Source organism: Streptomyces sp. NPDC047453 (assembly GCF_040643155.1).
Lineage (GTDB): Bacteria > Actinomycetota > Actinomycetes > Streptomycetales > Streptomycetaceae > Streptomyces.
Genome location: NZ_JBEYTS010000080.1, coordinates 1 through 22471 on the forward strand (window position 1 = coordinate 1; position 22471 = coordinate 22471).

General features: G+C 71.8%; 23 protein-coding genes and 1 tRNA gene. 7 read left to right on the top strand and 17 right to left on the bottom strand.

Features of this window, described 5'->3' with window-relative positions; all coding sequences use genetic code 11:
* Nucleotides 1-83: 83 nt before the first annotated feature.
* Genes ABZ818_RS36500 through ABZ818_RS36530 form a run of 7 tightly spaced genes read right to left on the bottom strand, consistent with a single transcriptional unit; the run spans nt 84 to nt 5353 of the window.
* Nucleotides 84-407, bottom strand: a complete 324-nt coding sequence (locus tag ABZ818_RS36500) for a TcmI family type II polyketide cyclase (RefSeq protein WP_361424673.1) — start codon at nt 405-407, stop codon at nt 84-86.
* Between the two features lie 19 nt (nt 408-426).
* Nucleotides 427-909, bottom strand: coding sequence for an SRPBCC family protein (locus tag ABZ818_RS36505; protein WP_361424676.1), 483 nt, complete (start codon nt 907-909; stop codon nt 427-429).
* 2 nt (nt 910-911) lie between these two features.
* Nucleotides 912-1169: an acyl carrier protein gene (locus ABZ818_RS36510; RefSeq protein WP_141360117.1), complete on the bottom strand. Its 258-nt coding sequence runs from the start codon at nt 1167-1169 to the stop codon at nt 912-914.
* Between the two features lie 44 nt (nt 1170-1213).
* A complete protein-coding gene (locus ABZ818_RS36515; protein WP_361424679.1) occupies nt 1214-2464 on the bottom strand; it encodes a beta-ketoacyl synthase N-terminal-like domain-containing protein in 1251 nt (416 codons plus the stop codon).
* On the bottom strand, nt 2461-3729 hold the full coding sequence (locus tag ABZ818_RS36520; protein WP_361424682.1) for a beta-ketoacyl-[acyl-carrier-protein] synthase family protein: 1269 nt from the start codon (nt 3727-3729) through the stop codon (nt 2461-2463). Before ABZ818_RS36520 ends, ABZ818_RS36515 begins: the two co-directional genes overlap by 4 nt.
* On the bottom strand, nt 3726-4169 hold the full coding sequence (locus tag ABZ818_RS36525) for a cupin domain-containing protein (protein WP_361424685.1): 444 nt from the start codon (nt 4167-4169) through the stop codon (nt 3726-3728). Before ABZ818_RS36525 ends, ABZ818_RS36520 begins: the two co-directional genes overlap by 4 nt.
* Nucleotides 4170-4210: 41 nt before the next feature.
* A complete protein-coding gene (locus ABZ818_RS36530; RefSeq protein WP_361424688.1) occupies nt 4211-5353 on the bottom strand; it encodes a SchA/CurD-like domain-containing protein in 1143 nt (380 codons plus the stop codon).
* A 233-nt stretch (nt 5354-5586) separates the two neighbouring features.
* Here ABZ818_RS36530 and ABZ818_RS36535 point away from each other — a divergent pair, with 233 nt between their 5' ends.
* Entirely contained in the window at nt 5587-7233 is a 1647-nt protein-coding gene (locus ABZ818_RS36535) for an FAD-dependent monooxygenase (protein ID WP_361424743.1), read from the top strand.
* Nucleotides 7234-7289: 56 nt separating this feature from the next.
* Here the strand turns inward: ABZ818_RS36535 and ABZ818_RS36540 are convergent.
* Nucleotides 7290-7367, bottom strand: a tRNA-Thr gene (locus ABZ818_RS36540).
* A 236-nt stretch (nt 7368-7603) separates the two neighbouring features.
* Here ABZ818_RS36540 and ugpC point away from each other — a divergent pair.
* The 3 genes from ugpC to ABZ818_RS36555 all read left to right on the top strand — a co-directional run bounded on the left by ugpC (nt 7604) and on the right by ABZ818_RS36555 (nt 10846).
* The gene (ugpC, locus tag ABZ818_RS36545; protein ID WP_225074556.1) at nt 7604-8740 is read left to right on the top strand and encodes a sn-glycerol-3-phosphate ABC transporter ATP-binding protein UgpC; all 1137 of its coding nucleotides are present in this window, start codon (nt 7604-7606) and stop codon (nt 8738-8740) included.
* 243 nt (nt 8741-8983) lie between these two features.
* The gene (locus ABZ818_RS36550) at nt 8984-9439 is read left to right on the top strand and encodes a hypothetical protein (protein ID WP_361424692.1); all 456 of its coding nucleotides are present in this window, start codon (nt 8984-8986) and stop codon (nt 9437-9439) included.
* Between the two features lie 675 nt (nt 9440-10114).
* On the top strand, nt 10115-10846 hold the full coding sequence (locus ABZ818_RS36555; RefSeq protein WP_361424695.1) for a nucleotidyltransferase family protein: 732 nt from the start codon (nt 10115-10117) through the stop codon (nt 10844-10846).
* Nucleotides 10847-10886: 40 nt separating this feature from the next.
* Here the strand turns inward: ABZ818_RS36555 and ABZ818_RS36560 are convergent, their stop codons facing one another.
* The 7 genes from ABZ818_RS36560 to ABZ818_RS36590 all read right to left on the bottom strand — a co-directional run bounded on the left by ABZ818_RS36560 (nt 10887) and on the right by ABZ818_RS36590 (nt 17844).
* The gene (locus ABZ818_RS36560) at nt 10887-12626 is read right to left on the bottom strand and encodes a DoxX family membrane protein (RefSeq protein WP_361424698.1); all 1740 of its coding nucleotides are present in this window, start codon (nt 12624-12626) and stop codon (nt 10887-10889) included.
* A 149-nt stretch (nt 12627-12775) separates the two neighbouring features.
* The gene (gene rlmB, locus ABZ818_RS36565) at nt 12776-13717 is read right to left on the bottom strand and encodes a 23S rRNA (guanosine(2251)-2'-O)-methyltransferase RlmB (RefSeq protein ID WP_361424701.1); all 942 of its coding nucleotides are present in this window, start codon (nt 13715-13717) and stop codon (nt 12776-12778) included.
* A gap of 97 nt (nt 13718-13814) precedes the next feature.
* A complete protein-coding gene (cysS, locus tag ABZ818_RS36570; protein WP_361424704.1) occupies nt 13815-15215 on the bottom strand; it encodes a cysteine--tRNA ligase in 1401 nt (466 codons plus the stop codon).
* A 106-nt stretch (nt 15216-15321) separates the two neighbouring features.
* Nucleotides 15322-15726: a PPOX class F420-dependent oxidoreductase gene (locus tag ABZ818_RS36575; RefSeq protein WP_361424707.1), complete on the bottom strand. Its 405-nt coding sequence runs from the start codon at nt 15724-15726 to the stop codon at nt 15322-15324.
* A 78-nt stretch (nt 15727-15804) separates the two neighbouring features.
* Nucleotides 15805-16299, bottom strand: a complete 495-nt coding sequence (gene ispF, locus ABZ818_RS36580; RefSeq protein WP_361424710.1) for a 2-C-methyl-D-erythritol 2,4-cyclodiphosphate synthase — start codon at nt 16297-16299, stop codon at nt 15805-15807.
* Complete coding sequence (gene ispD, locus ABZ818_RS36585; RefSeq protein WP_361424713.1) at nt 16289-17053, bottom strand: 2-C-methyl-D-erythritol 4-phosphate cytidylyltransferase; 765 nt, start codon at nt 17051-17053, stop codon at nt 16289-16291. Before ispD ends, ispF begins: the two co-directional genes overlap by 11 nt.
* A gap of 308 nt (nt 17054-17361) precedes the next feature.
* Nucleotides 17362-17844 (bottom strand): CarD family transcriptional regulator, encoded by a 483-nt coding sequence (locus tag ABZ818_RS36590; protein ID WP_003953493.1) that lies wholly within the window; start codon nt 17842-17844, stop codon nt 17362-17364.
* A 691-nt stretch (nt 17845-18535) separates the two neighbouring features.
* Between ABZ818_RS36590 and ABZ818_RS36595 the strand changes: the two genes are divergently transcribed.
* Entirely contained in the window at nt 18536-19198 is a 663-nt protein-coding gene (locus ABZ818_RS36595) for a copper chaperone PCu(A)C (protein WP_361424716.1), read from the top strand.
* Nucleotides 19199-19311: 113 nt separating this feature from the next.
* Here ABZ818_RS36595 and ABZ818_RS36600 read toward each other — a convergent pair whose 3' ends face one another.
* Nucleotides 19312-19992: a response regulator transcription factor gene (locus ABZ818_RS36600; RefSeq protein WP_007382946.1), complete on the bottom strand. Its 681-nt coding sequence runs from the start codon at nt 19990-19992 to the stop codon at nt 19312-19314.
* On the bottom strand, nt 19989-21254 hold the full coding sequence (locus tag ABZ818_RS36605; protein WP_361424719.1) for an ATP-binding protein: 1266 nt from the start codon (nt 21252-21254) through the stop codon (nt 19989-19991). Before ABZ818_RS36605 ends, ABZ818_RS36600 begins: the two co-directional genes overlap by 4 nt.
* Nucleotides 21255-21489: 235 nt before the next feature.
* Here ABZ818_RS36605 and phoU point away from each other — a divergent pair, with 235 nt between their 5' ends.
* On the top strand, nt 21490-22179 hold the full coding sequence (gene phoU, locus ABZ818_RS36610; RefSeq protein WP_361424722.1) for a phosphate signaling complex protein PhoU: 690 nt from the start codon (nt 21490-21492) through the stop codon (nt 22177-22179).
* A gap of 130 nt (nt 22180-22309) precedes the next feature.
* Nucleotides 22310-22465: a hypothetical protein gene (locus tag ABZ818_RS36615; protein ID WP_172632924.1), complete on the top strand. Its 156-nt coding sequence runs from the start codon at nt 22310-22312 to the stop codon at nt 22463-22465.
* Nucleotides 22466-22471 lie beyond the last annotated feature (6 nt).

Sequence of the window (22471 nt, forward strand, 5' to 3'; positions counted from 1 at the left end):
GGCCCCCCCCCCGCGCCGCCCCCCGCGGCCGGTGGCCGTCCGTGAGGGACCGGACGGCGCGTCAGGTGGCTCGGTCCGGCGGCTCAGTCACGCTCCCACAGGTAGAAGCGCTGGGCCATCGCGTCCTTCGGTGAGCGCCAGGTCTGCGGGTCGTAGGCGCTGACGTACGCCGACAGCCGCTCGCTGATGCCCCGGAACTCGGGGTGGTTCGCCACCTTGGCGATGGAGGGTCCCGGGTCCCGGTCCGCATCGATCAGGTGCATGTACACATCGCCGAACTGGTAGAGGCTGCGTCGGGTGACACCGACCAGGTGTGGCAGCTCCCCCCGGTCGGACTCCTCGAAGATCCTGGCGATGTCCGGGGCCGAACCCGGGGCCATTCGGGCGACGATCAGTTCTTGGTGCACGGTCCTCTCTCCGTCCGGCTCAGTCGGTGGTCAGGGCCGGCTCGGCCCGGTGCCCGGCGGCGGCCTTCTCGATCCTGTCGCGGATCAGGGCCATCTGGACCTTGGAGTTCTTGTTGATGTTGTCGGTCATCCAGTCGTCGTCGACCGGCGCTTCCGGCTTCATCGCGAAGTCCTGGGTCCAGATCATCCGCGTGCCCCCGGGAACCTCCTCGTACCTCCAATGGATGTTCATGTGGTCGAAGGGGCCCGTCTCGACCCGGCGGGCCCTGACAGAGAGCGTGGCCCGGTCGGGCTCGCGCTCGGAGACCCAGCTCCACACGGTGCCGTTCTCGTCCGGATGCATGGTCAGGCGGAAGGTGCACCTGTCGCCGTCCTGGGACAGGATCTCGGCGGAGGCGTACTCGCTGAACAGCCGCGGCCAGTTCGCCACATCGTTGGTCATGTCCCAGACGAGATCCACCGGCGCGGCGATGGTGACCTCGTTCTGCGTGTGTCCCGCCATGTCTACGCTCCTGCCAGAAGAGTGCTGTTGACGAGGTCGAGGAACTTCCTGGGCGTCTTGCAGCGCTCCGCGTCGGCCGGCATCGGGATACCGTGCCGGTTCTCCAGTTCGCCCACGATGCCGAGCAGGCCGAGCGAGTCGATGCCGATCTCGTCGAATCCGGTCTCGGACCGGTCTGCCAGCTCCTGCGGGCTGACGGTGATCCCGGCAGCCTTCTTCATGAGTTCGGCCAGTTCCTCCACTGTGATTCGGTCACTCATGCGGTTCCTCTCCTTGTTGCTCCCGGTTGATCCTGGCTGCCTCGCTACGAGGCGTCGGCGGCGCCGTGCCGCAGCACCAGCGCCGAGTTCGAGCCCATGAGCCCCCGGCTGAGGACCAGTGCCGTGCGCACCTCGGCGGCACGGGCACGACCGGTCACCAGGTCGAGGTCATGGCAGATGTCGGAGACGTTCGGGGTGGGCGGGATCAGGCCGTGCTCCATCGCGAGGACCGCCGCCGCCGTGTCCAGCACCGGAGCGGCGCAGTACGCCCGGCCGGTGCCCGTCTTGGGTGCCGTGACCGGCACGCGCCGGCCGTGCGCGCCGAGCGCGTCGGCGATGGCCAGCGCCTCGGCCCGGTCCGCCTCGGGGACGCCGAGGGCGTCGGCGAAGACGACGTCGACCTCCTCGGGTGCGCACCCGGCCTCGGCCAACGCGCCGCGGATCGCCTCCGCCAGCCCCTCCCGGGACAGCTCCCAGCGGGAGGCGCCGGTGAAGGTCGCCGCGTGCCCGGCCAGGACGGCCCGTACGGGCACGCCCCGCTCCCGGGCCGCCTCGGCCGCCTCCACGGCGAACATCGCGCCGCCCTCGGCCGGCACGAACCCGCAGGCGTCCTCGGTGAACGGGCGGTAGGCGCGCTTCGGATCGGCCACCGGGCTCAGCTCCCGGTAACCGAGTTGGCAGACCATCGAGTACGGGGCCAGCGGCGCCTCCGTCGAACCGGCCACGATCACGTCGGTGCCGCGCTTGACGGCACGGGCCGCGTGCGCCAGGGCGTCCAGGCCGCCCGCCTCGTCGGCGGCGACCACCGAGCAGGGGCCCTTGAAACCGCGCCGGATGGAGACCTGGCCGGTGCTGGCCGCGTAGAACCAGGCGATGGACTGCCAGGGGCCGACATAGCGGCTGCCCTTGCTCCACAGCTTCTGCAGCTCCCGCTGGCCGAACTCGCCGCCGCCGGATCCGGCCGCGGTGACCACGCCCGCGGAGAACGGGGCCGCGTCGGTGTCGGCCTGCCCCAGCCGGGCGTCCTGGAGGGCGGCGTCGGCCGCGGCCATCGCGAAGTGCGTGAAACGGTCGGTCTGGACGAGATAGCGCTCCTCGACCGCCGCCGAGGGTTCGAAGGACCGCACCTCGCCGGCCACCTTCAGCGGCAGGTGCTCGCAGCCCTCACGGGTCACGCGGTCCAGGACGCTCACGCCCTCCTGGGTCGACTTCCAGAAGGTCTCGGTGCTCGTGCCGCCGGGCGCGACAATACCGATGCCAGTGACGGCGGCCCGCCGCTCGCGCGGTGCGCTCATCGTGTCCTCTCCCTCTGCCGGGTCAGGATCACCGCGGACTGGAAGCCGCCGAAGCCGCTGCCCACGGAGAGCACGCTGCCCAGCTTCCGCTCACGGGCGACCCGCGGGACGTAGTCCAGGTCGCACTCGGGGTCGGGGGTCTCGTAGTTCGCGGTCGGCGGGACCATCTGGTGGGCCAGGGCCAGCACACAGGCCACCACCTCGATCGCCCCGATCGCCCCGAGCGAGTGGCCCACCATCGACTTGATGGAGCTCATGGGGGTGCCGTAGGCGTGGTGGCCCAGCGCCCGCTTCACCGCGGCCGTCTCGTGCCGGTCGTTCTGGCGGGTGCCGGAGCCGTGCGCGTTGACGTAGTCGATCGCGGAGCCGTCCAGTCGGGCGTGGTCCAGCGCGGTCTCTATCGCCCGCGCCATCTCCAGGCCCTCGCTGGTCAGTCCGGTCATGTGGTAGGCGTTGCCGAACGTGGCGTAGCCGCTGAGTTCGCAGTACACATGGGCGCCGCGGGCCCTGGCGTGCTCCAGCTCCTCCAGGACGAGCACCGCGCCGCCCTCGCCCATGACGAACCCGTCACGGTCGTTGTCGAAGGGGCGGGAGGCGTGGGCGGGGTCGTCGTTGTTCGGCGACGTCGCTTTGATCGCGTCGAAGCACGCCATGGTGATCGGTGATATCGGCGAGTCCGACGCTCCGGCTATGCAGATGTCCGCCCTCCCCTCTTCCACGGTGTGCAGCGCGTAGCCGACCGCGTCGAGCCCGGAGGTGCAGCCGGTGGAGACGGTCTGCACCGGCCCGCGGGCCCCGAACCGCTCGGCCACCGTGGAGGCCAGCGTGCTCGGGGTGAACGCCCGCTCCAGATGCGGCCGGGCCCGCTCGTGGTCCACGTCCCAGCGCTCGCCGCGGTGGCTGACCAGGACGTAGTCGTTCTCCAGCCGGGTGGTGCCGCCGACCGCGGTACCCAGCGAGACCCCGACCCGCCAGGGGTTCTCCCCGGCGAGGTCGAGTCCGGAGTCCGACACCGCCTCCTGGCCGGCGACCAGAGCGAACTGGATGTAGCGGTCGCAGCGCGCGACCTGCTCCTCGTCCAGCCCCGAGGCCGCCGGGTCGAAGTCGCACTCGGCCGCGATCCGGGACCGCAGACCGGCCGGGTCGAAGAACGTGATGCCCCGCGTCGCGGTGCGCCCGTTCGCCAGCAGGTCCCAGAAAGCGGGGGCGCCGATACCGCCCGGCGCCACGATGCCTATGCCGGTGACCGCCACCCGCCTGGTCATGATCGGACCTCTGCCACGCCCGTCGGCGGCGCGTCCGTGCCGGCCGCCGCCGGCTCGGTGCCCTCCGTGTCGACGTGGCCGAGCTGCGGGCGCGGGGCCAGCGGCCCCAGGTGGAAGACGATCCGCGCCTCCACGTCGCCCACGTTGCGGAAGCGGTGGCGCATGTAGGCGGGGATCATCAGACCCTGTTCCGGCCTGAGCGGGTGCGGCTCGCCGTCCAGATCCACCTCGAGGTCGCCGCAGACGACGTACACGAACTCCTCGGAGTACGGGTGGTAGTGCTCCCCGATGCGGTCGCCGGGCTGCACGATGGCCACGCCCATGAAGCCGCTGGTGGAACCGACCGTGGCCGGGGTGAGCATGGCGCGCAGATCGCCTCCGCGCTTCGTGTTGGGCTCGGTCTCGCCGAGCTCCACGATCCTGGGCCTGGGTTTGATCACGTCGTTCCTCCGGTGGTGTGGTACGTCGGCTTCGGAATGCGTCAGGCGTCCGGCGCGGACCGGCGGTCGGTGATGAGGTCCATACGGGCGAGGGTGAGCAGACTGGCCAGGTCGCCGTCCTTGTCGGTGGCGCCCGCGTCGAGCAGGGTGGACAGCTCCGACACCTTCGCGGCATCCGCCACCCCCAGCGCGGCGGCCGGGTCGGCGTCCAGCCCGCCGCGGATGTCGATCAGGCGGACGACGACGTCGTCCCGCTCGAAGACCGTGCTGCGCAGCACCGGGCTGCCCGGGTCCGCCGCGGCCCGCTCGTCCTGATGGGACAGCAGCTCCGCCAGCTTCATGCCCATGCCCTGCCGCGCCGGGTAGTACAGCGCGTGCCGCTCCGCCTCCGGACTCTCCTGATCGGCCGTCACGTGGTGCACCGCGGGCAGTGCCGCCCGGGTGAAGAACACCCGTGCGGACTCCTGGTCGTTGAGGTCGCGGTCCTGCTCCAGGTAGGGGTTGAGGTCCTCCTCGACCTTCCGGATCTGCGGCTGCTGGGCCACGTGCCGCAGCGCCGTGAGGAGGTCGCCGCGCACCTCGATCGCCCGCACGACCCGGTTGCCGTGCATGAACAGGGAGGTACGGCACAACCGGGTGGTGCCGTCCACGTTCGCCTCGGGCGGCTCGTAGTCGGCCAGGATCTGGGCCACCTTCCGCTCGCTGCCCGGCTTCACCGTGAAGGTCAGCGCGTGCCGGATCACACCGTCCCCGATCCGCGGCGAGGCCTGGAGCCGGCGCTCGGCGGAAGCCTCGCCCACCGCCGTGTGGCCGGTCTCACGGACGATGTGGAAGCGCAGCGACCGGGTGTCCCGGATGCAGCCGTGCATCGGCTGCACCATCCGCACGTGCTCCTCGCTGTTCACCCAGGCGAGGAACGGCGGGGCGCTCTCCCACTCGCTGGTGATCAGCCACTGGGAGGGGTTCTCGATGGACTGACACAGCTGGTCGCTGACATGCCCGGGGACGGACGCGACCTGCTTGCACATCTCCTCGTACGCCTCCAGGAACTGCTGCTGGGCGCCGTCGTAGACGTTCACCAGCAGGATGACCCGGAGCCGGGAGCCGTCGAAGACGGACTGGGAGACACGTTTCGTGGCCTGCTGCTCGGTCGGTTCTGAAACTCGCTCAGAGATGGCGGTCATCTGCGTACGTCTCCTTGGCGGTGCGTGGCGGGGCAGAGGAAACGCCGGCCGCGGGTGACGCGACGTCAGCGTGATCTCGATCCTGAGCCGGTCCCGATCGGTGCGCGACTCGTGTGCACCACGCGGGTGATCACACGGGTGATTGGTGCCGTGGACGTACGCACGACGGTCTCCGGGAGGGCATGGACACTCCGACGCGCCCCGCACCCGCACCCCCGCTCCTGGAGGCATCGATGCGCCGAGAAGCCGACCACCGGGTACCCGTCCTCATCGTCGGCGGCTCCCTGGTGGGCCTGTCCACCTCCCTGTTCCTGGGCCGCCACGGCGTGCCCCACCTGCTGGTCGAGCGACACTCCGGCACGTCCATTCACCCGCGTGGACGCGGCAACAACGTGCGGACGATGGAGCTGTTCCGGGTGGCCGGCGTCGAACCGGAGATCAAGACGGCGGCATCGCTGCTCGCGGACAACCACGGCATCCTCCAGACGCCCACCCTGGCCGGCGACGCGGGCGAGTGGCTGTTCAAGCACATCGATCCGGACGGCGGCCTCGCCAGGTTCAGCCCCACCACCTGGTGCCTGTGCAGCCAGAACGACCTGGAGCCCGAGCTGCTGAGGGGCGCCCGGAGGCTCGGCGGTGATCTGCGCTACTCCCACGAGATGGAGTCCTTCGAGCAGGACGGCGAGGGCGTGACCGCGGTGGTACGGGACCGGGGCACCGACGAGCGGTACACCGTCCGCGCCGACTACCTGGTCGCCGCCGACGGCCCGCGCAGCCCGGTCCGGCGCCGCCTCGGCATCGGGCACAGCGGGCCCGGCGACCTGTTCGCCAACGTCAGCGTCACCTTCCGCTCCAAGCTGCTCGCCGAGGTGGTGGGCGAACGCCGCTTCATCTGCTGCTACCTCACCGGCCCGGACGCCGACGGGGCCCTGCTGCCCGTCGACAACAAGGAGCACTGGGTCTTCCACGCGCCCTGGCACCCGGAGCGGGGCGAGACGCTGGAGGAGTTCACCGAGGACCGGCTCCAGCGGCACATCCGTCGCGCGATCGGGGCCCCCGACCTGGATGTGGAGATCACCGGCAAGGCGTCGTGGCGTGCCGCCGAACGGGTCGCCGACCGCTACTCGGCCGGACGAGTGTTCCTCGCCGGGGACTCCGCGCACGAGATGTCCCCCACCGGCGCCTTCGGCTCCAACACCGGCATCCAGGACGCGCACAACCTGGTCTGGAAGCTGGCCGCCGTGCTCGGCGGCTGGGCCGGCCCCGGCCTCCTGGAGACCTACGACATCGAGCGCCGCCCCGTCGCCACGGCGACCAGCGCCCGCGCCTCCGCCCGCTCCGTCGAGCACAGCCACCCCGGCTTCGCCCCGGCACCCGGCATCGGCGGCGGCAAGCGCGGCGGCATTCTCAACGTCGTCCTCGGCTACCGCTACCCGCACGGCGCCGTCGTGGGCGCCGACCCGGACCAGGAGGTCGTGCCCGAGGCGATGCGCCTGACCGGCGAGCCTGGCAGCCGGGCGCCCCACCTGTGGCTGCGCCGCGGCGGCGAGCGGATCTCGACGCTCGACCTGTACGAGCGCTCCCTGGTGCTGCTGAGCGACGCCCAGTCGACGGCGGGCTGGCACACGGCGGCCCTGCGCCTCGCCGCGAGCGACGGCGTGCGCCTGGACTCGTACCGCGTCGGCGCCGAGCTGACGTACGACCCGCACGCCGGCGCGGACGGGGCGGCACCCGACTGGGCGCGGGCCCACGGCACGACGCCCGACGGGGCCGTACTGGTCCGCCCGGACGGGTTCGTCGCCTGGCGGACGGCAGCCGCCGCACCGGACCCGGAGGCGACGCTGCGTCAGGTCGTACGGACGCTGCTCAGAACAGCCTGACCTGCGAAAACGGACGGAGGCCACCCGCACCTCGCGGCGCGGGTGGCCTCCGTGTGTGGAGCCCCCTGTCGGATTCGAACCGACGACCTGCTGTTTACAAGACAGCCGCTCTGGACCAGCTGAGCTAAGGAGGCCTGTATGGGTGTGTCCGTGCAGTGTACCCAGGTCCCCGAGGCGGCCCGGCAGGAATTCCCGTGAAGTTCACCAGCCCCCAAGTACTGACAGACCAGGTGAACGCCAGGTACCGTCCTGTGCCAGTTCACCCGTGTGGACTACACCATCACCACAACGGATTCACCCGTAGTGGCAACCACCTTCCTACAACGGATCGTCCGGCACGTTCCTGCCGGTAGAAGGGGGCCCATTCACCATGGCCACTGTCCAGTTCGACAAGGCGACCCGCATCTACCCCGGTTCCGACAAGCCCGCCGTCGACGCGCTCGAGATCGACATCGAGGACGGTGAGTTCCTCGTCCTGGTCGGCCCGTCCGGTTGCGGCAAGTCCACCTCCCTGCGGATGCTCGCGGGCCTGGAGGACGTCAACGGCGGGGCCATCCGGATCGGTGACCGCGACGTCACCCACCTGCCGCCGAAGGACCGGGACATCGCCATGGTGTTCCAGAACTACGCGCTGTACCCGCACATGACGGTCGCGGACAACATGGGCTTCGCGCTCAAGATCGCCGGCGTCAACAAGGCGGAGATCCGGCAGAAGGTCGAGGAGGCCGCGAAGATCCTCGACCTGACCGAGTACCTCGACCGCAAGCCGAAGGCGCTCTCCGGCGGTCAGCGCCAGCGTGTCGCCATGGGCCGCGCGATCGTGCGCGAGCCGCAGGTGTTCCTCATGGACGAGCCGCTGTCCAACCTGGACGCCAAGCTCCGGGTGAGCACCCGTACGCAGATCGCCTCGCTCCAGCGCCGGCTCGGCATCACCACCGTCTACGTCACCCACGACCAGGTCGAGGCCATGACCATGGGCGACCGGGTGGCGGTGCTCAAGGACGGTCTGCTCCAGCAGGTCGACTCGCCGCGCAACATGTACGACAAGCCCGCGAACCTCTTCGTCGCCGGCTTCATCGGCTCGCCCGCCATGAACCTCGTCGAGGTGCCGATCACCGACGGCGGCGTGAAGTTCGGCAACAGCGTGGTGCCGGTCAACCGCGAGGCGCTCAAGGCCGCCTCGGACAAGGGCGACCGCACGGTGACGGTGGGCGTGCGCCCCGAGCACTTCGACGTGGTCGAGTTGGGCGGCGGCGCGGCGGCCTCACTGTCGAAGGACACCGAGGACGCTCCGGCCGGCCTCGCCGTCTCCGTGAACGTGGTGGAGGAGACGGGCGCCGACGGGTACGTCTACGGCTCGGTCGAGGTCGGCGGCGAGCAGAGGGACCTCGTCGTCCGCGTCAGCAGCCGTTCCGTCCCGGAGAAGGGCTCCACGCTGCACGTCGTGCCGCGGCCGGGCGAGACCCACGTGTTCTCGACCTCCACGGGCGAGCGCCTGTCGGACTGACGCGTCCGCGGCTGACACCTTACGGCTGAAACCTCGGGACACTCCCGGGGGATTCACCCAAGTTGACGAGAAGGGCCCCGCGACCTGGCCGCGGGGCCCTTCTCCATGCCTCCGAACCACCCTGGCGCACCGGACATTTCGAGCGGTGTGCGTCAACACGTCACCCGGGAGAGAGCGTCTGATCATCCCCCGAATGGGTGACTAAATGTCGCCAAATCATTACCGAGCGCTACCCTCACTCGCGTGAAGCACTCCACCAACCACCCCACGCGACGCGGCCCGGGCCCCGCCCGCCGGATCGGCCGCTCCCTCGCCCTCGTCCTGCCCGTCGTCCTGGTGCTCTCCGGAACCCTCGCGGTCACCCGGGTCAACTGGTCGGGGGGCCCCTCGAACTCGGTGCTGGCCGCGTCGGACGCCGTGGCCGTCGGCGCCCCGGCGAAGTCCCGCGCCCGGGCCCCGCAGGACGTGCTGCGCGACCAGTTGCTGACCGAGTTGCAGGACCGGAACCCGGGCGTGGTCCTCACCCACCTCCAGGAGGCGGTCAACGGCCGCCCGTCGCTGGCCGGCCACTGCGCCTCCATCGCCCGCACCCTGGGCCGCGCGGCCGTCCGCATCTACGGCCCCGCCCGCGCCCAGTCCTACGCCCGCCCGGTCTGCGACACCTCCTTCGCCTCCGGCATCCAGTCCACCCACAACTGACACGCCGCGGCCCCCTGGCCGCTTGAGCGAGTCCCTCGTGTCCAGGGCGGGCCACCTCGCGGGGGCCCGCCCTGGACACGACCGGGCAAGCCCACAGAGCGGCCTGTGGCAGTCCCGGGGCCAGGGCGATGCCGCCCCGCGGAAACCGACACCGCTCCCCCACGCCTGGGCCCGCCGGGCCGACCCGCGCCCGCCGAACCGGGCCCCACGGCTCCGCGCCGCGAACCGGGGCGCACCCTCCCGACCGCGGCTCGCGCCCTGCCGTGCCACTCCACCGCGCTGAACCGGCCAACACCGCCTCGGCACGGCTGCCGAGCGAACCATGCCGGACGCCCACGACGCGTACGGTGATCGCCCCTACCGGCCGCCCCTCTGCCAACCGGCCCCGGGCCTACTTCCCCCACCGCACACCCCGTCCGGCCGCCGCCCCTACGGCAAGGCCCGACCGCACGTTCCTGCCCGAAGGGCACGGCACGCTCCCGTCCAACGACCTGCCGCGCACCACCGCCCAGGAGCTCCACCGCCCGTCCAATTACCCAACCGCACACGCCCGTCCGTAGGGCCGGCCCCGCGCCCCGCTCGAAGGGCCGGATCCGGGTCGGAAGCCGGTTATCGGTGCGCAGGGAATTCCTTGGCGGCGGACGGGGCCCGAAGCGTGGGTCGTACAGTGCGGGCATGACCCATCCGAATGCGGCGTCCCGCCCCACTCAAGCCGTCGTCCTGGCCGGAGGCCAGGGCTCCCGGCTTCGGCCCTACACCGACGACCGGCCCAAGCCGATGGTCGAGATCCCCGGCACGGGCACCCCGATCATCGGCCACCAGCTCGCCTGGCTGGCCGAGGAGGGTGTGACGGACGTGGTGGTGTCCTGCGGCCACCTCGCCGAGGTGCTCCAGGACTGGCTGAAGACGGCGGACCTGCCGGTCCGTGTCCGCACCGTCGTGGAGCCGGAGCCCCTCGGCCGCGGCGGCGGCCTGAAGTTCGCCGCCGCCCAGCTGCCCCACCCGGACCAGCCCTGGTACGCCACCAACGGCGACATCTGGACCCGTTTCTCGCTGCGCGACATGGCCGACTTCCACACCGAGCGCGACGCGGTGGCCACCCTCGCGCTGGCCCGCCCGCGGATTCCGTGGGGCGCCGTGCGGACGGACGGCTTCGGCCACATCACGGACTTCATCGAGGCCCCGCCCTCGACCTTCGAGATCAACGCGGGCGTCTACGTGTTCTCGCCCGAGTTCGCCACCCTCCTCCCGGAGCGCGGCGACCACGAGCGCACCACCTTCCCGCGCCTGGCCCGCGAGCGAAGGCTCGCCGGCTTCCCCATCCCCCAGGGCGCCTACTGGCGCGCCATCGACACCGCGAAGGACCTCACGGAGGCCGCGAAGGAGCTGGCGGCGCTGGGGAGGTGAACCCACAGCGCCGCACCCGTACGGCGAACCTTGGGGCGGGCTACCCCAGCAGTCCGCCCACCAGCCCCGGCTGACCCGAGGACGAGCTACCGCCGTTGGAGCCGCCGCCACTGGAGCTGGGGCCCCCGGAGCCGCCGCCCGACCCTGTGGTGCCACCGGTCTCGGTACCGCCGGAGGTCGGCCCCGAGCTGGTGCTGGGTGCCTGCTGCGCCGGGGCGGAGTGACGCGGCGGGGTCTGGCCGGTGCCCTGCGTCTCGCTGGGCACGCCGCCGGTCGCGGTACCGCTCTCGCGGGTCGCGCCCGGCGTGCTCGCGGGGCCGCGGGACGGGCCGGCCGAGGAACCGTGCCGGGCGGTCGGCGAGGTCGACGCCGACGGCGGCTTCTGCTGCCGCTCGCCCGTCTCCTTCGGCAGCGGCGAGCCGGGCAGCTCGTTGCGCGGGGCCTCGCCGGGTCCGGGTACGGCCACCCGGTCGGCGTCGCGGACGGCGCCGCCGAGCAGCGAGCCGACGAGCAGCGTCAGACCGGTGACGACCACCGTGACCAGGGCGCCGCGACGCAGCACGAACCGGCGCAGCTCCCAGATGTCGGAGCGCGGTCCGAGCCGTCGCCAGGCGGAGGCGGCGAGGCGGCCGTCCACGGAGTAGACGGGCGCGCCGGCGATGACCAGCGGGGACCAGGCGGCGAGGTAGATGATGTCCGGCGCGTCGTAGACGGGCACCGTCTTCCAGCTCACCGTCACGATCAGCGCGGCCGACAGCAGCGCGCCGATCGCCGCAGCGACCCGCTGCCAGCAGCCCAGGACCGTGAGGATCCCCACGATGACCTGGAGGAAGGCGATGACGAGCCCGGAGCCGACGGGGTGCTGGAGCGCGAACTGGCCCAGCGGCTCGGCGACTTCCCAGGGGTGCAGGGTGTTGAGCCACTTGACCATGGAGCCGCGCTTGCCGCCGTCGAAGTAGAGCGGGTCGCACAGCTTGCCCATGCCGGCGTAGAGGGAGATGAACCCGAGGAAGATGCGCAGCGGGAGCAGCACGACGCCCAGGTTCATGCGCCGGCCCGGGTAGTACGCGTGCCGGGACAGGTCGTCGGCGTGGCGCCTGCCCTGCCGGTGCCCGCCCTGCTCGCCGTACGCGTCGTACGCACCGTGCTCATCGTCCGCGAAGTCGGCGTCGTCGTACGGCGGTTGGCCGTACGACGGGGTGCCGTACCCGTTCCCGCCGTACCCGGCACCGCCGTGGGCGGACTCCTCGTAGGCGCTGCCCGCGGTCCGCATGTGCGGCAGCAGCCGGGTCTCGCCGGGCCGGGGCGTGCGCTGGGCGCCGACGACGGGGGTCTCGACCGTCTGCGCGAGGTCGTAGGGGTCGTGGCCCGGCGCGCCGCCGATACGCGGCATGACCTGCGTGGCCCCGGCGCCTGCGGACGGCTCCTCGGAGTACCACACGCTTCCGGTCCGCACGGCCTGGAGCAGCCGGTGGGCGCCGGTGTCGTCCGGGGCTGACCGGCCGCTCCAGACGACCGGACGGCGGTGGGTCGCGGTCCCGGCCCGGCTCGCGGCGAAGGGCACGCGGCCGGTGTTCTCGGTGCCGCCGGGGTACCGGGCGATCCGCAGGGACTGGGCGCGCCGCGAGGTGGCGCCCAACTGCACGCGGAAACTCGCGTGGTTGACGATGACCTGCGCCGGATCGCTCGGCACCTTCACCATGCTCAGCGCGGGAGCGTCGTCGTATCCCGACGAGCGGTCCCCCGTGGGTGTGCGGGGTGTTCTGGTGTCCACACTCATCTAACCGAGTGACGACGAGTTAGGACACTGCCGTGACGCGTCGGATCTGTCCGGACCGCGTCAAGGTTGTACGGATCGCCCGGTTCCACCCGGGCGGGTGATCGTACGGACGACCGTTCGACCACCCACGCCCGGGTCCGGACGACCGGTCAGGCGCGCCTGCGCGCCGCCTCGTAGAGCACGATCCCGGCCGCGACACCGGCGTTCAGCGACTCCGCGCCGCCCGGCATCGGGATCCGCACCCGCAGGTCGCAGGTCTCGCCGACCAGCCGGGACAGGCCCTTGCCCTCGCTGCCGACGACGATGACGACGGGCCCCTCCAGCGCGTCCAGGTCGCCGAGTTCCGCCTCGCCGTCCGCCGCGAGGCCGACCACCGTGATGCCCGCCTTCTGGTACGTCTCCAGGGCGCGGGTCAGGTTGGTGGCACGGGCCACCGGCGTACGGGCGGCCGTGCCGGCGGAGGTCTTCCAGGCACCCGCGGTCATACCGGCCGCGCGCCGCTCGGGGACGACCACGCCGTGCCCGCCGAAGGCGGAGACGGAGCGGACGACCGCGCCGAGGTTGCGCGGGTCGGTCACCCCGTCGAGGGCGACGATCAGCGGGTCCTCGCCCTCGTCGTAGGCGGCGTCGGCGAGGTCCTCGGGGTGCGCGTACTCGTACGGCGGCACCTGGAGGACCAGGCCCTGGTGGTTGAGCCCGTTCGTCATCCGGTCGAGCTCGGGGCGCGGGGCCTCCATGAGATTGATCCCGCCGCGCTCGGCCGCGAGCTGAAGCGCCTCGCGGACCCGCTCGTCGTTGTCGATGAACTGCTGGACGTAGAGCGTGGTGGCGGGCACGCCCTCGCGCAGCGCCTCGACGACCGGGTTGCGGCCGACGACGAGCTCGGAGGACGACCTGCCCGAGCCGCGCCGCTGCTGCGGGCGGCCCTGGGCGCGGCGAGTCTTCGCCTGGGCGGCGCGCTGCTTGGCGTGGCCCTTGCGCATCTCGGCGGGGGGCGTGGGCCCCTTGCCCTCGAGCCCCCGGCGCCGCTGGCCGCCGCTGCCGACCTGCGCGCCCTTCTTGCCGGACATGCGGCGGTTGTTCCCGGCCATGACCTACCTGTCTGTTGAAGCGTCGTACGTACGTCTATGCAGTGTGCCGCCCGGGAGGCCGGGCGGCACAATCGATCTTCCGCGCTCGCGGGCGGGCTCAGCGCGCGCCCAGGCTCCAGCGCGGTCCCTGGGAGCTGTCCTCGATCACCAGGCCGGACTGGTTCAGCTGGTCGCGGATGGCGTCGGCGGTCGCCCAGTCCTTGCGGGCGCGGGCCGCCTCGCGCTGGTCGAGGACCATGCGGACCAGGGTGTCGACCACGCCGTGCAGGTCCTCGCCGCGCTGCTCCCCCGCTCCGGCCCAGTGCGGGTCCAGCGGGTCGAGGCCGAGGACGCCGAGCATGGCGCGCACCTCGGCGAGCCGGGCCACGGCGGCCTCCTTGTCGTCGGCGGCGAGCGCGCTGTTGCCCTGGCGGACGGTGGTGTGCACCACCGCGAGCGCCTGTGGCACGCCCAGGTCGTCGTCCATCGCCTCGGCGAACGCGGGCGGCACCTGCTCAGCCGGCTCGACCGGGCCCGCCTTCTCCACCACGCGCTGGACGAAGCCCTCGATCCGGGCGAACGCGGACTCGGCCTCGCGCAGCGCCTCCTCGCTGTACTCGATCATCGAGCGGTAGTGCGGGGTGCCCAGGTAGTACCGCAGCACGATGGGCCGCCACTGCTTGACCATCTCGGAGACCAGCACGCTGTTGCCCAGCGACTTGGACATCTTGTCGCCGGCCATGGTCACCCAGGCGTTGTGCACCCAGTACCGCGCGAATTCGTCGCCGTAGGCCTTGGCCTGGGCGATCTCGTTCTCGTGGTGCGGGAAGATCAGGTCCAGGCCGCCGCCGTGGATGTCGAAGGCGCTGCCGAGGTACTTGTGCGCCATCGCCGAGCACTCCAGGTGCCAGCCCGGACGGCCCGGCCCCCACGGGGTGTCCCAGGTCGGCTCGCCCGGCTTGGCCGCCTTCCACATGGCGAAGTCGCGCGGGTCGCGCTTGCCGGTCTCGCCCTCGCCGGAGGGCTGGAGCAGGTTGTCGAGCTCCTGCCGCGACAGCTCCAGGTAACCGGGGAAGGAGCGCACGTCGAAGTAGACGTTGCCCTCGGCGGCGTAGGCGTGACCGCGCTCGATCAGGCCCCGCATCATCTCGATCATCTCCGGCACATGGCCGGTGGCCCGGGGCTCGTAGGTGGGCGGCAGGCAGCCGAGCGCGGTGTAGCCGTCGTCGAACGCGCGCTCGTTGTCGTAGCCGATCGCCCACCACGGGCGGTGCTGCTCGTGCGCCTTGGCGATGATCTTGTCGTCGATGTCGGTGACGTTGCGGATGAACGTCACCTCGTAGCCGCGGTAGGCGAACCAGCGGCGCATGATGTCGAAGTTCAGCCCCGAGCGGATGTGCCCGATGTGCGGGGCCGCCTGCACGGTGGCGCCGCACAGGTAGATCGAGACACAACCCGGCTCGAGCGGGGTGAAGTCACGGATCTGCCGGGCGCTGGTGTCGTACAGGCGAATAGTCACCACACCAGGGTAGTGGGCCCCGGGCAGTACCTCGCTTGCCTCCCCGCCGCGTGCGCGCTGCTTTTCCGCACATGTTCCGCACATCCCCCGCGCGGGAGGGCCGCGGTCACAGGATCCCGACGACCTTCCGCGGCCTGATCCGTACGATCACGCGCTCGGCGTCCTGCGCCGAGGAGGGGTTGAACTCGGCGTACTTCTTCCCGGTGTACTTCAGGGACAGCTCGTCGATGAGCTGCCGGCCGCCCGCGGTGGTCAACTCGGCGGTGCCGCGGATCTCGGCGTACTCGTAGGGGGAATCGGGGTCCTGGACGACGACGCTCGCGCGGGCGTCGCGGTCGAGGTTCTTCTTCTTGCGACGGTCGACGGTGGTGGAGACGAGGACGTCGTCGCCGTCCCGCTTCGCCCATACCGGGGACAGCTGCGGGCTGCCGTCGGGCTGGATCGTGCCGAGGACGACGAAGACGGGACCGTCGAGCAGTGACTTGAGCCGGTCGGGCAGGGCGGCGGACATGGGGGACCTCCGTGAGCCTGGTCGGGCGTCGGGTGCCCGCGTCGGGGGCGAGGGGTACGCGGGTACCCTCGCACGCCGTCAGCCCGCTCGCACCACGAGCGCCGTGGCCACCGCCATCAGCCCTTCGCCGCGGCCGGGGAAGCCGAGCCCGTCGGTGGTCGCGCCGGAGACGGTGACCGGCGCTCCGGCCGCCTCGGACAGGACCTTCTGTGCCTCGTCCCGGCGCTTGCCGATCTTCGGCCGGGGGCCGACGACCTGCACCGCCACGTTCCCGATCCGGAAGCCCGCCGCGCGTACGATCCGCGCGGCCTCCGCCAGCAGCGTGACCCCGGACGCGCCGGACCACTCGGGGCGCCCGGTGCCGAAGTGCTGCCCGAGGTCGCCGAGGCCGGCGGCCGAGAACAGCGCGTTGCACGCGGCGTGCGCGACGACGTCGGCGTCGGAGTGCCCGGCCAGTCCCGGGCCCTCGCCCTCCCACTTCAGGCCCGCGCACCACAGCTCGCGGCCCTCCTCGAAGGCGTGGATGTCGGTGCCGATGCCGACCTGGGGAAGCAGGGGCGCGTCAGAAGCCATCGTTCAGCCTCCGCCGGGCCAGGACCGCCTCCGCGAGGACCAGGTCCAGCGGACGGGTGACCTTGAAGGCCTCCTCGTGGCCGGGCACGGCCACCACCCGCTCGCCGAGCTGCTCGACCATGCTCGCGTCGTCGGTGACGTCGTCGGTGACCGTCTCGTGGGCGCGGACCAGCGTCGCCCGGTCGAAGCCCTGCGGGGTCTGCACGGCCCGCAGCCGCGAGCGGTCGGGCGTGGACACCACCGGCTCGGGCCCGCCGGGCACCGCCGCGGGCTCGACCTGCTTGACGGTGTCGGCGAGCGGCAGCGCCGGTACGACGGCGGGCGCCCCGGCCTGCACGGCCTCGATGACCGCGTCCACGGTGTCCACCGGCACCAGCGGGCGGGCCGCGTCGTGCACGAGGACGATGTCGTGGCCCGGCGGCAGCGCGTCCAGGCCGAGCCTGACCGACTCCTGGCGGGTCTCGCCGCCCGGCACGACGAGGAAGTCCGTGCGCTCGGGCAGCGCGTGCGCGTCGAGAAGCGACTTGACCTCGGCGGCGCCGTCGGACGGGGCCACGACGACGACCAGGGAGACCGCCCGGGAGGCGGCCATGGCCCGCACGGCGTGGATGAGCATGGGCGTGCCGTTCAGCGCGCGCAGTGCCTTGGGGGCGCCCGGGCCGAGGCGTACGCCCCGGCCGGCGGCCGGAATCACGGCGGCGACGGGGGCTCCCGGCCGGCCGCTCGTGGGTGAGGGGCGCGAATCGTCAGACATGGTTCCTGTCAGGTTTGTGTTGCGGCCCGGCGTGGGTATGGCCTGGGGGAGCACCCCCCTGCTCGTAGAGCCCGGGGGGAGTGCCGGGCATGCGGCCTCGACCGGACCCTTCCGTGACCCTGGTCGAGTCGGCTGCCCGGGCCCGGCACACAGTATCGGGGGCCCTCCCCGGCCGTACGGCATGGAGGACACCCGCGCGGACGCGCGCGGGTACGAACATGCCGCAGCGCCCGGCGACGTGAAACGCGCCATCGGGCACCGCGGCATTTTCTGTGCTGAACTGAGGCGGGTGTGGCAGTCGCCTCGCGTCAGGACGCGAGAACCTCGTCGAGCAGGGCCTCGGCCTTGTCCTCGTTGGTGTTCTCCGCGAGGGCGAGCTCGCTCACCAGGATCTGGCGGGCCTTGGCGAGCATGCGCTTCTCACCGGCGGAGAGTCCGCGCTCGCGCTCGCGACGCCACAGGTCACGCACGACTTCCGCGACCTTGATGACATCGCCGGAGGCGAGCTTCTCCAGATTTGCCTTGTAACGACGCGACCAGTTCGTGGGCTCCTCGGCGTACGGAGCGCGCAGGACCTCGAAGACCCGGTCCAGCCCGTCCTGACCGACCACATCACGCACGCCGACGAACTCCGCATTGTCCGCTGGCACACGCACCGTCAGGTCACCCTGGGCGACCTTCAGCACCAAGTAGGTCTTGTCCACGCCTTTGATCTGGCGAGTTTCGATAGCCTCGATCAGCGCGGCCCCGTGATGGGGATAGACCACGGTGTCGCCAACCTTGAACGTCATGTGACAGGTACCCCTTCCGTGGCTATCCAGGGTAACACGGATACGGCGTCTTCTGAATGGCGTTTTCGCAGGTCAGGGCATATCTCGGGGCTTGACAACAGCGACGGGGACGTGCTTCGGAAGGGTCACGGGGGTCAAGGGGAAGCAGGTATTCGCAGGTCGGAGGGGCTCTCCACGCGGGGTGAAACGCGTACGTTACACACATCCGGCGCCCCGTCCAAACGGCTGAACATCCCGTTTTGTCTGGTTCCAAGCGCTCGACTTCCGCTACTCCGTTCGGTGCTCCGGAGTCGTCTCCAAGACGAATCCGGAATTGATCACGCCGTTCGCGCCATCCCCCGGATGGACGGCCGGTGATCAATTCCCGCCCCCGGCGCGCATTCCTTCACCGGAAATCCCCGCAGGCCGATGACGGGCTATGAGCGGGCTATGCGGGGGGCGCTTATCAGAAAGGCGGACGGCCGTCCGGCCAATGCGCGGGCGCCCGCACGACCGCGGCCCGCACGACCGGATTCGGGGCGCCGGGAGGCGCTGCGCCGCGGGGGCGCGGGGTGTGGCGGGGGGCACAGGGGGCGGGTCGGGTGCGAGCCCGTGGGAACGGCTCGGTAACCTATGGCCGCTGACAGACGCTTAGGACGGCTTTATAAGGGAGCCGCCCTGTTCCGCCCACGTTCAAGGAGTTGCCGCCGCCGTGAGCAGCAGCCTTCGACGCGGCGCCCTCGCCGCCGCCGCCATCGCGTTCTCGATCGCCTCGCTCGCCGCGTGCGGCGCCGGCAACGATGCCCAGACGCTCCAGATCCGCCCCGACCACGCGGCCACGACGGTGGGCACGATCAAGGTCCAGAACGCGGTGGTCGTCACCCAGCCCGGCGTCCAGACCAAGGGCCCGGCCGTGATCATCGCGACGCTCTTCAACAACGGCACGACCGACCAGACGCTGGACGGGATCCGTGTCGACGGCGACGGCTCCGCCCAGATCACCCCGGCGCAGGGCGGCGGCAAGCTGACCATCCCCGCGCACGGCTCCGTGATCCTCGGCGGCAAGGGCAACGCCTCCGCCGCGCTGACCAACCCCGGCCCGGTACTCAAGGACGGCAACGCGCAGAAGATCACCTTCACCTTCAGCAAGACCGGTGACGTGAGCCTGCGCGCCTTCGTGGTCCCGGCCCAGAGCTACTTCGACAAGTGGGGCCCGAGCAACATCCCGGCGGCACCCGGCGAGCCGGCCGCGTCCCACTCCGCCGCGGGCGAGCCGTCGAAGTCGCCGGCGGCCCAGCAGTCCGGGTCGGCCTCCGCGTCGGGCGGCGACGCCGCCGCGCCCAGCGACTCGGCCTCGCAGTCCACCGGCGACTGAGACCCGGTCCGCGACAAGCACGGCAAGCACGCCGAGGGCGGCACCCTCTTCAGGAGGGTGCCGCCCTCGGCGTGCAGGGGACGGACGGTGCGCGCCGCGCGGCCCGCACCGGTCTACGGCTCGAACTTGTAACCGAGCCCCCGGACCGTCACCAGATAGCGCGGGGCGCCCGGATCCGGCTCGATCTTCGCGCGCAGACGCTTGACGTGGACGTCCAGCGTCTTGGTGTCGCCGACGTAGTCGGCACCCCAGACGCGGTCGATGAGCTGCATCCGGGTCAGGACCCGGCCGGCGTTGCGCAGCAGCATCTCCAGCAGGTCGAACTCCTTGAGGGGGAGGTCGACCTTGGAGCCGGAGACCGTGACCACGTGCCGGTCGACGTCCATGCGGACCGGACCGGCCTCCAGGGCCGCCGGAGTGACCTCCTCCGGCTCACCGCGCCGGCGCAGCACCGCGCGGATACGGGCGACCAGCTCGCGGGAGGAGAACGGCTTGGTGACGTAGTCGTCCGCGCCTATTTCCAGGCCGACGACCTTGTCGATCTCGCTGTCCTTGGCGGTCACCATGATCACGGGAACGTTGGAGCGGCCGCGCAGCTGGCGGCACACCTCCGTGCCGGGCAGCCCCGGCAGCATCAGGTCGAGGAGGACGAGATCGGCGCCGTTGCGCTCGAACTCGTCGAGTCCGTCGGGCCCCGTGGCCGCGATGGCGACCTCGAAGCCCTCCTTGCGGAGCATGTACGACAGGGCGTCGGAGAAGGACTCCTCGTCCTCGACGACGAGCACTCGGGTCACGGAAGGACCTCCGGGGCGGGAAGCGGTTCGTAAGGGGCTGGTTGGGTGAGTGGCTGCCCGGCCTCCTCGTCGAGGGCGGGGTGCTGCTGCGCGCGGTCGCGGGCCTCTCGGGCCGCGGCCGCCTCCGGCAGCCGCAGAGTGAAGGTGGAGCCCTGTCCCTCGGCGCTCCACAGGGTGATCTCCCCGCCGTGCGAGGCGACCACGTGCTTCACGATCGCCAGACCCAGGCCGGTGCCCCCCGTGGCACGCGACCGGGCCGGGTCGACGCGGTAGAAGCGCTCGAAGATGCGCTCCTTGTCCTTGTCCGAGATGCCGATGCCCTGATCGGTGACGGCGATCTCGATGAGGTCCCCGCCGGGGACGTCGACCCTGCGGGCGGCGATGCCGACGCGGGTGCGGGACGGGGAGTAGTTGACGGCGTTCTCCACGAGGTTGCCGAGGGCGGCGGCGAGCTGGCCGCGGTTGCCCCACACGCGCAGGTCGGCGGTGCCGCCGGCGGCCATCGTGATCTGCTTGGTTCCCGCCTGGTGGCGGCAGCGGTCGATGGCCTCGGCGACCAGCTCGTCCACGCGGACGGGCTCGGCGTCCTCCAGCGGGTCGTCGTTCTGCACCCGGGACAGGTCGATGAGCTCCTGCACCAGGTTGGTGAGCCGGGTCGCCTCGATCTGCATGCGCCCGGCGAAGCGCTCCACGGCCTCCGGGTCGTCGGAGGCGTCCATGACGGCCTCGGACAGCAGGGAGAGCGCGCCGACGGGTGTCTTCAGCTCGTGGCTCACATTGGCGACGAAGTCGCGTCGTACGGCCTCGATGCGGCGGGCCTCGGTCAGGTCCTCGACCAGGAGCAGGACCAGCCGGGAGCCCAGCGGCGCGACACGCGCGGAGACGGCGAGGGCCTCGCCGCGTCCGGTGCCGCGTCGCGGCAGGTCCAGCTCGACCTGCCGTATCTCTCCGTCCCGCCTGGTGTCCCGGGCCATCTGGAGCATCGGCTCCACGGCCAGCTTGCCGCCGCGGACCAGCCCGAGGGCGTACGCTGCGGAGCTGGCCTTGACCACGGCGTCGGCCTCGTCGAGGACGACCGCGGAGGAGCGCAGCACGGAGAGGACGGTGTCCACACCCGGCGGCAGGACCGGGTCGATGTGCAGGGAAGTACGGGTCGGGCGCCTCTGCTCGCGCTCGCTCCAGCGGAACGCCAGCATGGCGATGACGCCGGTGAGCACTCCGGCGATCGCTGCCGCTGCGGCGACCGCCGCGTTCACGTCCATGCGTCCAGGTTAGGCACGGGACAGGACCCGTCCACAGCCGTCGAGGTGCGACCTCGGACACTCGTCGCCCAGAGTTCACCTTGGAGCCAGTAATGGTTCATTTGGGGTGACGGAAACGGACGCGTACGCCCCGGACCGTGGGAGCGTGGGGTTCGTACCCCAGGCTCCGCCGTGGCCTCCGGCCCCGGAGACCCCTACCGAACCCCCGAACGACGACGCACGAGAGGGAACCCTGATGCGGGACGCGTACCACGAGGAACTGGACTCGATCGGCGACGGTCTGGTGGAGATGGCCCGGCTGGTCGGGTCGGCGATCGGGCGCGCCACGACCGCCATCCTGGACGCCGACCTGAAGCTGGCCGAGAGCGTGATCGAGGGCGACCAGAGGGTCGACGAGCTCCAGCACGACCTGGAGGCCCGGGCGATAGCCCTGCTGGCCAGGCAGCAACCGGTGGCGACGGACCTCAGGATCGTCGTCACGTCCCTGCGGATGTCCGCCGACCTGGAGCGTTCGGGCGACCTGGCCCAGCACGTGGCCAAGCTCGCCCGGCTGCGCTTCCCGCAGCGCGCGGTCCCGCAGGACCTGCACGCCACCATCCTGGAGATGGGGCAGCTGGCCCAGCGCCTGATGGCGAAGGCGGCCGAGGTGATCGTGACCAAGGACGTCGACCTGGCCCTCCAGCTGGAGCAGGACGACGACGAGATGGACCTGCTGCACCGCACCCTGTTCCAGCACCTGATCGACGACCGCTGGAAGCACGGCATCGAGACGGCCGTGGACGTCACCCTGCTCGGCCGCTACTACGAGCGGTACGCCGACCACGCGGTGGCGGTCGCCAAGCGGGTGGTGTACCTGGTGACCGGTGAGCACGCGGACGACCTCCAGCAGGACATCCAGCCGGTGACGGGGGTGGAGGGCGCCTGACGGCCGGGGGTCGGCCGGGGGTCGGCGCGAAGCGGGGACGCCGAGGCGTGCTCGAGCCACCGTGCGCCGTTGATGCGCCCAGTGCGGCGGGCATGAAATGGGCAAAGGCACCAGCCTCGAGGAGGGACCCATGGCCGAATCCCCCAGCACCACACCCGACCCCACGCAGGAACGCGAGACCGAGCAGCCCGCCGAGATCAGGAGCCTCCCGCTCTTCGGCGCCTGCGGCTGCGGCTCGGGCTGCGGCTGCGGTTGCCAGTCGGGCGGCCCCTGCCAGTGCGGCTGACGGGCC